Source organism: Microbacterium sp. (genome assembly GCF_051953575.1).
Lineage (GTDB): Bacteria > Actinomycetota > Actinomycetes > Actinomycetales > Microbacteriaceae > Microbacterium.
Genome location: NZ_JBQCIP010000126.1, coordinates 1 through 13,657 on the forward strand (window position 1 = coordinate 1; position 13,657 = coordinate 13,657).

Consider the following 13,657-nt stretch of genomic DNA (forward strand, 5'->3'; position numbering starts at 1 on the left):
ACGAGGTCGTCAAGACCGGCTACACCGCCGTCGTGCCCGCTCCCCCGGCTGCCGCTGCGGACGACCCCGCCGTCGGCGAACCGGCGGACCCCGAGCTCACGAGCCTGCGCCAGCGTCTGATCGGCTCGATCGTGCTGTCGGCGCCGGTGATCCTGCTCGCGATGGTCCCCGCGCTGCAGTTCACGTACTGGCAGTGGGCGTCGCTCGCCCTCGCCGCGCCGGTGGTGGTCTGGGGCGCGTGGCCGTTCCACCGCGCCGCGTGGATCAATCTGCGGCACGGCGCCGCCACGATGGACACGCTCATCTCGCTCGGCGTCTCGGCCGCGTTCCTGTGGTCGCTGTACGCGCTGTTCTTCGGCCACGCCGGCATGCCCGGCATGACCCACTCGTTCGAGTGGTCGGTGACCCCGAGCGACGGCGCCGGCGACATCTACCTCGAGGTCGCAGCTGGCGTCACGACGTTCGTGCTGGCCGGGCGCTACTTCGAGCAGCGCTCGAAGCGCCGCGCGGGCGCCGCGCTGCGGGCGCTGCTCGAGATCGGCGCGAAGGACGTCGCCGTGCTCCGTTCCGACGCGAGCGGCACGATCGCCGAGGTGCGCGTGCCGATCGCCGACCTGCGCGTCGGCGAGGAGTTCGTGGTGCGCCCCGGCGAGAAGATCGCGACCGACGGCGTCGTCGCATCGGGCACGTCGGCCGTCGACGCCTCGATGGTCACGGGCGAGTCCGTGCCCGTCGAAGTCGCGCCGGGCGATGCCGTCGTGGGCGCCACCGTCAACGCCGGCGGCCGGCTCGTCGTGCGAGCCACCCGGGTCGGCGACGACACCCAGCTCGCCCAGATGGCGCGCCTGGTCGAGGACGCCCAGTCCGGCAAGGCGAAGGTGCAGCGGCTCGCCGACCGCATCTCGGGCGTCTTCGTCCCGATCGTGCTACTCATCGCGCTCGGCACCCTCGCCGGCTGGCTGCTCACCGGTGCGTCGGCATCCATGGCCTTCACCGCGGCCGTCGCCGTCCTCATCATCGCGTGCCCGTGCGCGCTCGGGCTCGCCACCCCCACCGCCCTGCTCGTCGGGACCGGCCGCGGCGCGCAGCTCGGCATCCTCATCAAGGGCCCCGAGGTGCTGGAGTCCACCCGCACGGTCGACACCGTCGTGCTCGACAAGACCGGCACCGTCACGAGCGGTCGCATGTCACTCGTCGACGTCGTGCTCGCCGGGCCGGTCGAGGCATCCGTCGCCGGCTCCGAGGTGCGCGCCGATGCCCGGATCCCGGATGCCGCATCCCCCGCCCGCGCGGAGCTGCTGCGTCTCGCGGGCGCCCTGGAGCACGCCTCCGAGCACCCGATCGCGCAGGCGATCGCCCGTGCCGCGGGCGATGAGACCGGTCCGCTGCCGGCGGTGGAATCCTTCCAGAACGTGCCGGGCAAGGGTGTGTCGGGCGTCGTCGACGGGCACGCGGTGCTCGTCGGACGCGAGGCGCTGCTGGCCGACTGGGCGCTGACGGCGCCCGCCGCGATCGCGGAGGCGAAGGCCGCCGCCGAAGCGCTCGGCCGCACCGCGGTGCTGGTCGCGTGGGACGGCGAGGTGCGGGGACTGCTCGTCGTGGCCGACCAGGTCAAGCCGACCAGCGCCGAGGCGGTCGCCCAGCTGCGCGCGCTCGGGCTGACGCCCGTGCTGCTCACCGGAGACAACGCCGCGGCCGCCCGCGCGATCGCCGACGAGGTCGGCATCGAGCGGGTCATCGCCGAGGTGCTGCCCCACGACAAGGTCGCCGTCGTGAAGGACCTGCAGGCCGAGGGTCGGGTCGTCGCCATGGTGGGCGACGGAGTGAACGACGCGGCCGCGCTCGCGCAGGCGGACCTCGGCCTCGCCATGGGGACGGGGACGGATGCCGCCATCGAAGCCTCCGACATCACCCTGGTGCGGGGCGACCTGCGCAGCGCCGCCGACGCCATCCGGCTGTCGCGTGCGACCCTCGGCACGATCCGGGTGAACCTGTTCTGGGCGTTCGCCTACAACGTCGCCGCCCTGCCGTTGGCCGCGCTCGGCCTGTTGAACCCTATGATCGCGGGAGCGGCCATGGCGTTCTCGAGCGTCTTCGTGGTCGGCAACAGCCTTCGTCTGCGGCGGTTCCGCAGCCTCTCGCACTCACGTCGTTGAAGGAGTCAGACATGACCGACACCGCACTCGAGCCGACGCCCCTGGACCACGAGCACGCCCACCACGGGTACATCACCGACAAGGACAAGTACCTCAACCGCCTCAAGCGCATCGAGGGTCAGGCCCGCGGCATCCACAAGATGGTCGAGGACGAGAAGTACTGCATCGACATCCTCACCCAGATCAGCGCCCTGACGTCGGCTCTCGAGGCGGTCGCCGTGGGTCTGCTCGACGACCACCTGCGCCACTGCGTGGTGGATGCCGCCCGCCTGGGCGGGGCCGAGGCCGACGCCAAGATCACCGAGGCCACGCAGGCGATCGCCCGGCTCGTGCGCTGACCCGCGCCGCCCGGGCCCGGGTCAGCGGGCCGCCCGCACGCGGCGGGCGTGGGCGACGGAGTCGACCGTCAGCACGATCAGCGCGAGCCACACGAGCCCGAAGCCGATCCATCGCTCCAGCGGCATCGGCTCCCCCAGCACGAGCCATCCGATGAGGAACTGCAGGATCGGCGCCGCGAACTGCAGCAGCCCGATCGTCGTGAGCGACACGCGCCGCGCGCCCGCGGCGAACAGCAGCAGCGGCACCGCGGTGATGACGCCGGTGAGGCTCAGCAGCACCGCATGCTCCCAGCCGTTGGCGCCCATCGTGAGCCCCTGCGTCGAGGCCACCACGATGAGCACGACCGCCGCGATCGGCGTCAGCCACATCGTCTCGAGCGTCAGTCCGCTGACGGCGTCGACCGACGGCCCGACCTGCTTCTTCACGAGGCCGTAGAGCCCGAAGGATGCCGCGAGCGTGAGCGCGATCCACGGGAAGGCGCGATAGCCCACGACGATGACGACCACGGCGGCGACGGCGATGCCGATGGCGACCCACTGCGTGGGCCGCAGCCGCTCGTGGAGGACGAGCACGCCGAGCATGACCGTCACGATCGGGTTGATGAAGTAGCCGAGGCTCGTCTCGATCACATGGCCGCTGAGGGCGCCGAGGATGAAGACCTGCCAGTTGATGTAGATGAGCACACCGGCCACGGCGGTGAGCCACAGCAGCCTCCGCTGCCTCATGATCGCGGCGAGCCGACCCCACGAACGCGTCACCGTCAGCAGCAGCGCGCAGAACACGAGCGACAGCAGGATGCGCCACGCGACGAGCTCGAACGGGCCGGTGGGCGCCAGCAGCAGGAAGTACAGCGGGAGGAAGCCCCACAGCAGGTAGGCGCCGAGCCCGTAGACCGTGCCGAGGGTGCGTTCGCGGCCCGGCTCGTCGGACGACGGCGGCAACGCGATCCCCGCCGTCGAGGCGGCCGACTCGGCCAGGTCGCCGACGCCGGCCTCGGTGGGACGGGACGTCGGTTCGGAGCTCACCGTTCCAGCCTAGGACGGCGCGCCCCGGTCGGACGCCGCGCCGGAGCCGCCGGCATCCGTTGGACTGCCGATCCTCGCGCGATCCCTGCCACCGGGAACGACGAGAGGGCCGGATGCCGAAGCATCCGACCCTCTCGGTACGCGTTGTGCGCTGGACTCAGCGGACGACGACCGCGAGCACGTCGCGAGCCGACAGGACGAGGAACTCGTCGCCGCCGAACTTCACCTCGGTGCCGCCGTACTTGCTGTAGATCACGCGGTCGCCGACGGCGACGTCGAGCGGGATGCGGTTGCCGTTGTCGTCGATGCGGCCGGGGCCCACCGCCACGACCTCGCCCTCCTGGGGCTTCTCCTTGGCGGTGTCGGGGATGACCAGACCGCTGGACGTGGTCTGCTCGGCCTCGACCTGCTTGATGACGATGCGGTCCTCGAGCGGCTTGATGGAAACCGACACGGTCTACCTCTTCTTTCTTGAGACTGAAGACTCGTTAGCACTCTGACGTTGAGAGTGCTGACGCCAGTCTAGGCAACGGATTGGCACTCCCGCAACGTGAGTGCCAATGCGTGACCCACGCCGACACACGGGGTGCGCGCGATGGCGCGGCATAGGCTTGGCCGGTGGACAACGCCGAGCTGACCGCCCTCCTGACGCCCGAGGGGCTGCGGCTGCTCGACACCCTGCCGTCGGTGGAATCCTCGGACGATGTCGCCCGCGCCGTCACGCGGCTGCGGCGCGACGGCCACTCCCCCGACCTCGTGTCGGCGGTCGTGGGTCAGGGACGGCTGCGCACGCGCGCGCACGCGAAGTTCGGCGATCTGGCCGACCGGATGCTGTTCACGCGCGCAGGTCTGGAGCAGGCGACACGGCTGCCGATCGCGGCCCGGCACGCGGCGCGCTTCCGTGAGGCCGGGCTGACGCACGTGGCGGACCTCGGCTGCGGCATCGGCGGCGACGCCCTGGGGCTCGCCGCTCTCGGCATGCGGGTGCTCGCGGTCGACGCGGACGAGGTGACCGCCGCCATCGCCGCCTACAACCTCGCCCCGTTCGCCGGCGACGTCGAGGTGCGGCACGGCACGGCCGAGGCCACCGACCTCGACGGCGTCGACGCGGTGTGGCTCGACCCGGCGCGCCGGACGGCCGGCCACAGCGAGACCAGGAGGACGCGCCCCGAGGACTGGTCGCCGTCACTGGACTGGGCGTTCGGCCTCGCGCACCGGATGCCGGCCGGCATCAAGCTCGGCCCCGGACTCGACCGCGACCTCATCCCGGACGACGTCGAGGCGCAGTGGGTCAGCGCCGACGGCTCGACGGTCGAGCTCGTGCTCTGGTCGGGTGCGCTCGCCCGCTCGGGCGTGAAGCGGGCCGCGCTCGTCATCCGCGGCGACGCCGCGCACGAGCTGACCGCGGAGACGGATGCCGCCGACGAGCCCGCCCGCGAGCTCGGGGCGTACCTGCACGAGCCCGACGGCGCGGTGATCCGCGCACGCCTGATCGGCGAAGTCGCCAGGTCGCTGGAGGCCGGCATGCTCGACGAGCACATCGCCTACCTCACATCGGATGCCGCCCTCACGTCGCCGTTCGTGTCGACCTTCCGCGTGCGCGAGGTGCTGCCGGCCGACCCCAAGGCGCTGTCGAAGGCGCTCCGCGAGCGCGAGATCGGCCGTCTCGAGATCAAGAAGCGCGGCGTCGACATCGATCCCGCCGCGTTCCGCACGAAGCTGAAGCTGCGCGGCCCGGGGTCGGCGACGCTGTTCGTGACCCGGATCGGCACGCGACGCACCGCGATCCTCGCCGACCGCGTCTGACCCGACGGCGCGACGGTCAGCCGAAGAGGTTCGCGCGCATCGCGGCGTACATCAGCCACCCGGCGCTGTACAGGATCGACACCGAGCCGATCCCGATCGCCCACACTGCGACGGCGCGGCTCTCCAGCGGCCGGCGCAATGCGAGCACGGCCGAGATGACGGCGACGAGACCGATCGGGAAGCCCCACCCGACGAACAGCGACACCACGAGCCCGATGATCGCGAACGCGAGCGCCCAGCCCGCGAGCCCCTTGTGGATCTGCGGCTCGTCGGCCGCGAGCCACTGCGCCGATGCGGGCGTGAGGTCGCCGTCGGGCTCGGTCGGAGCCGACTGCACCGTCACAGCGACCGGCGCGGTGGGCAGGCGGAAGAACCCCCCGCGGTGCGAGCCCGGCAGAACGGGTGAGGCGGCGACGATGTCGACGTCGGGTGAGGCCGGCTCGACAAGCGGCTTCTCGCCGGAACCGACCCCGACACCCTGGGTCGGCGCCGCTGTCGCATCGCCCGCGGCGCCTGCAGCCGGGGCGGACGCGGCCTCGGGCGCCGACGCCTCGGGGCTCTCGGCGCCGTCGGGGGGCGGCATCCGCTCGTCGGTCATGACGACTCCGCGACCTGGATCTCGGTGACGGGCAGCGTGGAATCGGCGCCGAAGGCGAGCGTCGACGGCTCGCGGCCCGACATGATGAGCTCCGAGGCCAGCGCCGCGATCATGGCGCCGTTGTCGGTGCACAGCGACAGCGGCGGGATCCGCACGGTCACGCCCTCGGCCGCGCCGCGCTCGAGCGCCGTGTCGCGCAGCCGTCGGTTGGCGATCACGCCGCCACCGAGCAGCAGGCGGGGCACGCCAAAGTCGCGGCACGCGGCGAGCGCCTTCGTGACGAGCACGTCGACGACCGCCTCGCGGAAGCTCGCCGCGACATCCGCGACCGGCACCGGCTCCCCGGCCGCCTGGCGCTGCTCCACCCAGCGGGCGACCGCGGTCTTGAGCCCCGAGAACGAGAAGTCGTACCGGTGCTTCGCCATGTCGCTCGCTCGCGAGAGCCCGCGGGGGAACGGGATCGCCTGCGGATCGCCGGATGCCGCGGCCCGGTCGATCTCGGGACCGCCGGGGTACGGCAGTCCCAGCAGCCGGGCGACCTTGTCGAAGGCCTCGCCGGCCGCGTCGTCCATCGTCTCGCCGAGCAGCTCGACGTCGGTCGTGAGATCGCGCACGAGCAGCAACGACGTGTGCCCGCCGCTCACGAGGAGCGCCACCGTGGGAAACTCCAGCGGTTCCGCGTCGTCGTCGAGGATGTCGGCGGCGATGTGACCCACGAGATGGTTGACGGCGTAGAGCGGCTTCTCCAGCGACACCGCGAGCGCCTTCGCCGCGCCGACGCCGACCATGAGCGCGCCGGCGAGCCCGGGGCCCGACGTCACCGCGACCGCGTCGATGTCCGTCAACGCGACGCCGGACTCGGCGAGGGCGGCCTCGATCGACGGCTGCAGCGCCTCCAGATGCGCCCGGGCGGCGACCTCGGGCACGACCCCGCCGTAGCGGGCGTGCTCGTCCATCGAACTCGCGATCGTGTTCGACAGCAGGGTGCGGCCGCGCACGATCCCGATCCCGGTCTCGTCGCAGCTCGTCTCGATGCCCAGCACGAGCGGCTCCGCACGGTTCACGAACAGACCCCTCCGTCGGCGTCCTGGCGGCTCCAGCCGCGCAGGTCGAGCTTCATCACGACGGCGTCGACGTCGTCGGGCTGGTAGTAGCGCGGCTTGCGGCCGATCTCGAGGAACCCCTCCGACCGGTACAGCGCCTGCGCGACCGGGTTGTCGGCGCGCACTTCGAGGAACACGTCCGAGACGCCGCGGCGCACCGCCTCGTCGAGCAGCGCGCGCAGCATGGCCCGCCCCCGCCCGCGGCCCCGCGAGGCCTCGGCGATCGTGATCGTCTGGACGTCGGCATCCTTCGCGCTCTTCACCGCCCGCAGTCCGGCGTAGCCGACGAGACGGCCGGCCTCGTCGTCGACGACGTACCAGCCGTGCGGCGACACGAGCTCTTCGCGCATCATCGCCTCGGACCACGCGTCGGTCGGGAACGACGCCCGCTCGAGCGCCATGATCGGCGCGAGGTCCTCGAGGGTCGCAGGGCGGAGTGTCATGGTCCCACCCGCTTCGGCGCGTGCGGCAGCGTCACGTCGGGCGAGCGCAGGTAGAGCGCGTCGGCCGGTCCGATCGTGCGGCCCGCGGCGAGGGCACGGGATGCCGCCAGCGCGAGCATCGCCGCGGGGATGCGTTCGGCATCCCGCCGCTGGGCGCCGGCGTGCGCGAGCACGGCATCCAGCTCGTCGCGCGGGGTCAGCGCCGGCTCGGCCAGCCGGACCGGCAGGCCGTCGGCGTCGAGTCCCCGGTACAGCGTGTACGCGAACTCGCGGCGGCGGGCGTCGGTGACGACCGCGAAGGTCTCGTCGGCGGCATCCTCGAATCCGCCGGTCAGCGCGTCGTGGAGCAGCAGCTCCAGCGCGACGGCGTCGTGGCTCACGACCGGCACCACCGGCACGCCGCGGCCGAGCGCGAACGTGCGCGCCGCGGCGATGCCCACGCGCAGGCCGGTGAACGGCCCCGGGCCCATGCCGGCCGCGACATGCGTGACGTCGGCGGGGGTGATGGATGCCTCCGCCAGCGCGCGTTCGATCAACGTGCCGATCACCTCGGCGTGGCCGCGCGGGTCTGCGCTGACGGTCTGCGAGCGGATGACGCCGTCGGGCTCGACGACCGCCACCGCGGAGCCGAGCGACGTGTCGATGCCGAGGATCACCCTTCCAGGGTAGTCGGCGCTCCGTGCCGGGTGACCTTCACCCGTCGCGGGGCGTCGGCGTCGAGGGCGGACTCGTGGGCGACCGTGCCGCAGGCGTCGTCCACGCCGTGGCCGTGCCACTCGCGCTCGATCTCGAGCTCCCACCACACGTCGCGGATGCCGTCGACCATGCCGCGGCCCCACTCGACCACGACGACCGATCCGTCGAAGTCGATGTCGAGGTCGTCGAGCTCGGCGGCCGAGCCCAGGCGGTACGCGTCGACGTGCACGAGCGGTGCGCCGCCGTCGAGCGACGGGTGCGTCCGCGCGAGCACGAACGTCGGGCTCTGGATCGGGCCGCGCACGTGGAGCCCTTCGCCGATGCCGCGCGTGAGCGTGGTCTTGCCGGCGCCGAGCGGTCCCGTCAGCACGACGAGGTCGCCGGGTCGCAGCATCCCGCCGATCCGCCGGCCGAACTCCTCCATGTCGTCCGGCGACGCGATGTCGTGCTGCCCGAGGATCGGGTCGAGGCCGCTCATTCCGCCACCTGCCGGCGGGCCACCCGCGGCCCGATGCGCGTCACGATCTCGTAGTTGATCGTGCCGGCAGCATCCGCCCAGTCCGTCGCCGACGGCAGCCCGAGGGTCGGGTCGCCGAACAGCACCGCCTCGTCGCCGACCGCGACCGGAGCGTCGCCGACATCCACGACGAACTGATCCATCGCGATGCGGCCGGCGACCGTGAAGCGGCGTCCGCCGATCACGACCGGGCCTGCGCCGGACGCCTGCCGCGGCACGCCGTCGGCATACCCGACGGGCACGAGCGCCAGGGTCGTGCCATGGTCGGTGCGGTAGTCGTACCCGTACGACACGCCCTTGCCCGCGGGCACGCGACGCACGGCCGCGACGGACCCGCGCAGCGTCATCGCCGGACGCAGGCCCAGGTCGGCCGATGTGCGGTCTGCGAACGGCGACAGCCCGTACAGGCCGATGCCGATGCGCACGCAGCCCAGGCGCGCTTCGGGAAGGTCGATCGCGGCGTGCGTGGCGGCGATGTGCCGCAGCGGCGGGGCGAGCCCGAGCGACGCGGCGACCGCGACGCCCTCCTCGAACGCCCGCAGCGCGGCGCGGTCGTCGTCGTCCGAGGCGTTGGAGAGGTGGCTGAACAGCGCGACCACCCGCACCCGCCCGATGCGCTCGAGCCGGGCCGCCTCGGCGAACACGACACGGTAGTCGTCGGGGGCGATGCCGTTGCGCGACAGCCCCGTCTCCAGCTTGAGGTGCAGCGCCACGGGACGATCCGCGGATGCCGCAGCCGCCGCCTTCTGCAGCTGGTCGAGGCTCGAGATGCCGAGCTCGATGCCGTGCGCAGCCGCCTCCGAGAAGTCCGCACCCGGCGCGTGCAGCCACGCCACGATCGGCGCGTCGATGCCCGCGCGCCGCAGCGCCAGCGCCTCGGTGATGTCACTCACGCCGAGGCGGGTCGCGCCGCCGGCGAGCGCTGCGACCGCCGAGCGCACCGCGCCATGGCCGTACCCGTCGGCCTTGACGACGGCGATGATCTCGGAGCCGGTCAGCCGCCGCAGGTGGCGCACGTTGTCTTCGATGGCGCCGACGTCGACGGTCGCCTCGCGCAGCGTTCCGGCGGGCAGGCGGCTCATGCGGACTCCTCCATGGGGTGCGGGGCGACGGACTCGGCGACGACGTACGCCGTCGCGAGGCCGGCGTCGTGCGACATCGACAGATGCACGGCGGTGATGCCGCGCGCGGCGACCACGGCGGCGGTCGAACCGGTGAGCGAGAACAGAGGACGCCCAGAGGGCTCCGACGCGATCTCGATCTCGGTCCAGTGCAGCCCGTCCGAGCCGCCGAGGGCCTTGATCAGCGCCTCCTTGGCCGCGTACCGGGCCGCCAGCGAATGCGGCTTGAGCAGCCGCTCACGCTCTGAGAACAGCCGCTCGAGCAGCCGCGGCGTGCGCGAGATGGTGCGCTCGAACCGCGGGATGTCGACGAGGTCGACGCCGATTCCGACGATCACGTGCACCTCCTGCCGCGCCGGTGCGCGGCATCCGCCACCCTATCGCGGGCAGGGTGCGACCCGACCTCCCGGCGGCCGAGGCCGCCGGGAGGTCACTCGACCGTGACGGACTTCGCGAGGTTGCGCGGCTGGTCGACGTCGAGGCCCTTGGCGGTGGCGAGGCCCATCGCGAAGATGTGCAGCGGCACGACGGCCAGGAGCGGCTCGAAGAACGGACCCGCCAGCGGGATGCGCAGCACCTCGTCGGCCTTCGGCAGCACCGCGGCGTCGCCCTCTTCGGCGATCGCGATCACGCGGGCGCCGCGGGCGCGGATCTCTTCGATCGACGAGACGACCTTCTTGTGCATCTCGGCCGACTTGCGCGGCGACGGCACGATCACGAACACCGGCTGGCCCGGCTCGATGAGGGCGATGGGTCCGTGCTTGAGCTCGCCGGCGGCGAAGCCCTCGGCGTGGATGTACGCCAGCTCCTTGAGCTTGAGCGCGCCTTCCAGAGCGATCGGGTAGCCGACGTGACGGCCGAGGAAGAGGACCGATCGGGTGTCGGCCATCCAGTGCGCGAACTGCTCGATGCGCGACTGCTCGTTGTCGAGGATGCGCTGGATCTTGGCCGGGATCGCCTCCAGCTCGCGCACGTGCGAAGCCGCGTCCTCGGCCGAGACGGCACCCCGCACCCGCCCGATGTGCAGGCCCATCAGGTACAGCGCGGTGATCTGGGCCACGAACGCCTTCGTGGAGGCGACCGCGACCTCGGGACCGGCGTGCGTGTAGACGATCGCGTCGGATTCGCGCGGGATGGTCGCGCCCTGCGTGTTGCAGACCGAGAGCGTCTTCGCGCCGTGCTCACGCGCGTACTTGACGGCCATGAGCGTGTCCATGGTCTCGCCGGACTGGCTGATCGAGACGACGAGCGTGTCGGGCCCGATCACGGGGTCGCGGTAGCGGAACTCGTGGGCGAGCTCGACCTCGACCGGGATGCGGGTCCACTGCTCGATCGCGTACTTGCCCACCTGTCCGGCGTAGGCGGCCGTGCCGCACGCGATGACGATGATGCGCGAGATGTCGGCGAACAGGTCGTCGAGGCCGTCGAGCTCGGGGATGACGACCTGACCGTCGTGGATGCGGCCGCGCAGCGTGTTGGCGACGGCCTCGGGCTCCTCTGAGACCTCCTTGGCCATGAACGACGACCAGCCGCCCTTCTCGGCGGCGGCGGCGTCCCACGTCACCTCGAACGGCTCGACCTCGACCGCACCGCCGGCGAAGTCGGTGACCTCGACGCCCTCGGGCGTGATGGCGACGATCTGGTCCTGACCGATCGCCAGCGCGTTGCGGGTGTGCTCGACGAACGCGGCGACGTCGGATCCCAGGAAGTTCTCGCCCTCGCCGAGCCCGATCACGAGCGGCGAGTTGCGGCGGGCGCCCACGACGAGGCCCGGCTGCTCCTGGTGCAGCGCGAGGAGCGTGAACGCGCCCTCCAGGCGGGGAGCGACGGCGCGGAAGGCGGCGACGAGGTCGCCGGTGCGCCGGTACTCGCGGCCGAGCAGGACGGCGGCGACCTCGGTGTCGGTCTCGCTGCGGAACGTGTAGCCCTCCGACAGCAGCTCGGCCTTCAGCTCGGCGAAGTTCTCGATGATGCCGTTGTGGATGACCGCGAGGCGGTCGTCGTCGGCCAGGTGCGGGTGCGCGTTCCCGTCGGTCGGGCCGCCGTGGGTCGCCCAGCGCGTGTGGCCGATACCGGTGGTGCCGTCGGCCAGCGGGCGGGCGGCGAGGTCGTCGCGCAGCACCTGCAGCTTGCCGGCGCGCTTGCGCATCTCCAGTCCGCCGTCGCCGTCGATGACCGCGATGCCCGCGGAGTCGTACCCGCGGTACTCGAGGCGCGAGAGCCCCGCGATCAGCACGTCCTGGCTCTGACGAGGGCCCACATATCCGACGATTCCGCACATGCCGTCCATGGTAGGCGGGCGGTTTTGCGCGGTTCCCTTACGAATAGGGAAGGCTGCCGGCGGGGTGCCTACAGCTTGCGGAGCAGCACCGTCTCGACCTTGTGGTCGACGGCCTTCTGCAGCACGAGGTTGGCGCGGTGACGCGTCGGAAGCACGTTCTCCTCCAGGTTGGGGAGGTTGATCGTGTTCCAGAAGCCGAGTGCCCGCTCGACGGCCTCCTCGTCCGACAGCTGCGCGAACACGTTGAAGAACGAGTTCGGGTTGCTGAACGCGGCGCGGCGCAGGGCGAGGAACCGGTCGACGTACCACTGGGCGATGTGCGAGGCATCCGCATCGACGTAGATCGAGAAGTCGAACAGATCGCTCACCGCGACGTCGTTGGGCGACGGCGGCGGCTGCAGCACGTTGAGGCCCTCGACGATGACGATGTCGGGACGGCGCACGGTCACCACCGCGTCGGGCACGATGTCGTACCGCATGTGCGAGTAGAACGGCGCCCGCACCTCGGGGGCCCCGCTCTTGACCTCGGTGAGGAACGACACCAGCGCGCGGCGGTCGTACGACTCGGGGAAGCCCTTGCGCTCCATGAGCCCGCGGCGCTCGAGCTCGGCGTTCGGGTACAGGAACCCGTCGGTCGTGACGAGCTCGACCCGCGGGGTCCCCGGCCAGCGCGACGTCAGCTCGCGCAGCAGGCGGGCGATCGTCGACTTGCCGACGGCCACGGACCCCGCGACGCCGACGATGAACGGCGTCGTCGAGTCGTTCTCGCCGAGGAACGCCGACTCCTCCGCGCCGAGGCGCTTGGTGGATTCGGCGTACAGCGACAGCAGGCGAGAGAGGGGCACGTAGACCTGGGCGACCTCGTCCATGTCGAGCCGGTCCCCGAGGCCGCGGATCTGCACGATCTCGGTCTCGGTCAGCGGCTGCGCGATGCCCGACGCCAATCGCGCCCAGTCCGCGCGGTCGATCTCGCGGTACAGCGACAGGGCGGGGGCGGCGGTCGGCTCAGCGTGGGGTGAGCTGAGGGAGACTGCGGCTTCGTCGGCGGACATCGCGCCCATCGTATCCGCACTGTCCGGGTCCGCAGATCCAGGCCGGGATGACGGATGCCCCGGCCCGGCCGCACCGGCCGGGTCGAGGCATCCTGTCGTCATCGCGTCGCGCGTCAACGGCGGTCGCGCTGATCCAGCTCCTGCTCGGCCTCGTGGCCGGGGGCGAGCCCGGCGATCTCGGCGGCCGCGACGACCGCGATCTCGGAGGTGAGCGCCTGCTCCATGGCCGCCTCGTAGCGGCTGCGGCGCTTCTTGAGCCACAGGCCGCCGATGATGAGCACGGCGAGCACCGCGTAGGCCGTGGCCGCGAACGGGTGGAGGAACAGCGAACCGACGTTGCCCTGGCTCTGCTGGAGCGCCTTGCGCAGGTACTCCTCGCCCATCGGCCCGAGGATCATGCCGACCACGAGCGGCGCCACCGGGTACCCGTAGCGGCGCATGAAGAAGCCGAGCACGCCGATGACGAGCAGGATGAAGACATCGACGGTCTGGAAGCTGACCGCGTATGCGCCCAGCGCGG

15 protein-coding genes are annotated in these 13,657 nt (G+C 72.2%); 3 read left to right on the forward strand and 12 right to left on the reverse strand.

The window, feature by feature from the left end; all coding sequences use genetic code 11:
* Positions 1-2,156 (forward strand): copper-translocating P-type ATPase (locus ACTHNQ_RS08005; protein ID WP_440332626.1); only part of this gene is annotated, 2,156 nt, incomplete at its 5' end.
* An 11-nt stretch (positions 2,157-2,167) separates the two neighbouring features.
* Positions 2,168-2,494, forward strand: a complete 327-nt coding sequence (locus ACTHNQ_RS08010; RefSeq protein ID WP_440332627.1) for a metal-sensitive transcriptional regulator — start codon at positions 2,168-2,170, stop codon at positions 2,492-2,494.
* A 21-nt stretch (positions 2,495-2,515) separates the two neighbouring features.
* Here ACTHNQ_RS08010 and rarD read toward each other — a convergent pair whose 3' ends face one another.
* Together rarD and groES are read right to left on the reverse strand one after the other, a co-directional pair.
* Positions 2,516-3,436, reverse strand: a complete 921-nt coding sequence (gene rarD, locus ACTHNQ_RS08015) for an EamA family transporter RarD (protein WP_440332651.1) — start codon at positions 3,434-3,436, stop codon at positions 2,516-2,518.
* Positions 3,437-3,677: 241 nt separating this feature from the next.
* Positions 3,678-3,974: a co-chaperone GroES gene (groES, locus tag ACTHNQ_RS08020; RefSeq protein WP_045275440.1), complete on the reverse strand. Its 297-nt coding sequence runs from the start codon at positions 3,972-3,974 to the stop codon at positions 3,678-3,680.
* Between the two features lie 164 nt (positions 3,975-4,138).
* Here groES and ACTHNQ_RS08025 point away from each other — a divergent pair, with 164 nt between their 5' ends.
* Positions 4,139-5,326 (forward strand): THUMP-like domain-containing protein, encoded by a 1,188-nt coding sequence (locus tag ACTHNQ_RS08025; protein WP_440332629.1) that lies wholly within the window; start codon positions 4,139-4,141, stop codon positions 5,324-5,326.
* Positions 5,327-5,342: 16 nt separating this feature from the next.
* Here ACTHNQ_RS08025 and ACTHNQ_RS08030 read toward each other — a convergent pair whose 3' ends face one another.
* From ACTHNQ_RS08030 to ACTHNQ_RS08075, 10 genes are all read right to left on the reverse strand, one after another.
* Positions 5,343-5,924 (reverse strand): hypothetical protein, encoded by a 582-nt coding sequence (locus ACTHNQ_RS08030; RefSeq protein ID WP_440332631.1) that lies wholly within the window; start codon positions 5,922-5,924, stop codon positions 5,343-5,345.
* Entirely contained in the window at positions 5,921-6,988 is a 1,068-nt protein-coding gene (gene tsaD, locus ACTHNQ_RS08035) for a tRNA (adenosine(37)-N6)-threonylcarbamoyltransferase complex transferase subunit TsaD (RefSeq protein WP_440332633.1), read from the reverse strand. The genes ACTHNQ_RS08030 and tsaD overlap by 4 nt, the downstream gene beginning before the upstream one ends.
* Positions 6,985-7,470: a ribosomal protein S18-alanine N-acetyltransferase gene (gene rimI, locus ACTHNQ_RS08040; RefSeq protein WP_440332635.1), complete on the reverse strand. Its 486-nt coding sequence runs from the start codon at positions 7,468-7,470 to the stop codon at positions 6,985-6,987. The genes tsaD and rimI overlap by 4 nt, the downstream gene beginning before the upstream one ends.
* A complete protein-coding gene (tsaB, locus tag ACTHNQ_RS08045; RefSeq protein WP_440332637.1) occupies positions 7,467-8,126 on the reverse strand; it encodes a tRNA (adenosine(37)-N6)-threonylcarbamoyltransferase complex dimerization subunit type 1 TsaB in 660 nt (219 codons plus the stop codon). Before tsaB ends, rimI begins: the two co-directional genes overlap by 4 nt.
* Positions 8,123-8,644 (reverse strand): tRNA (adenosine(37)-N6)-threonylcarbamoyltransferase complex ATPase subunit type 1 TsaE, encoded by a 522-nt coding sequence (gene tsaE / locus ACTHNQ_RS08050; protein WP_440332639.1) that lies wholly within the window; start codon positions 8,642-8,644, stop codon positions 8,123-8,125. The genes tsaB and tsaE overlap by 4 nt, the downstream gene beginning before the upstream one ends.
* Positions 8,641-9,765, reverse strand: coding sequence for an alanine racemase (gene alr / locus ACTHNQ_RS08055; protein ID WP_440332641.1), 1,125 nt, complete (start codon positions 9,763-9,765; stop codon positions 8,641-8,643). Before alr ends, tsaE begins: the two co-directional genes overlap by 4 nt.
* A complete protein-coding gene (locus ACTHNQ_RS08060) occupies positions 9,762-10,142 on the reverse strand; it encodes a holo-ACP synthase (RefSeq protein ID WP_440332643.1) in 381 nt (126 codons plus the stop codon). Before ACTHNQ_RS08060 ends, alr begins: the two co-directional genes overlap by 4 nt.
* A gap of 92 nt (positions 10,143-10,234) precedes the next feature.
* Entirely contained in the window at positions 10,235-12,085 is a 1,851-nt protein-coding gene (gene glmS, locus ACTHNQ_RS08065; protein WP_440332645.1) for a glutamine--fructose-6-phosphate transaminase (isomerizing), read from the reverse strand.
* A gap of 68 nt (positions 12,086-12,153) precedes the next feature.
* Positions 12,154-13,137, reverse strand: a complete 984-nt coding sequence (gene coaA / locus ACTHNQ_RS08070) for a type I pantothenate kinase (protein WP_440332647.1) — start codon at positions 13,135-13,137, stop codon at positions 12,154-12,156.
* A gap of 113 nt (positions 13,138-13,250) precedes the next feature.
* Positions 13,251-13,657: tripartite tricarboxylate transporter permease (locus ACTHNQ_RS08075; RefSeq protein WP_440332649.1), on the reverse strand; the 407-nt coding region annotated here is incomplete at its 5' end.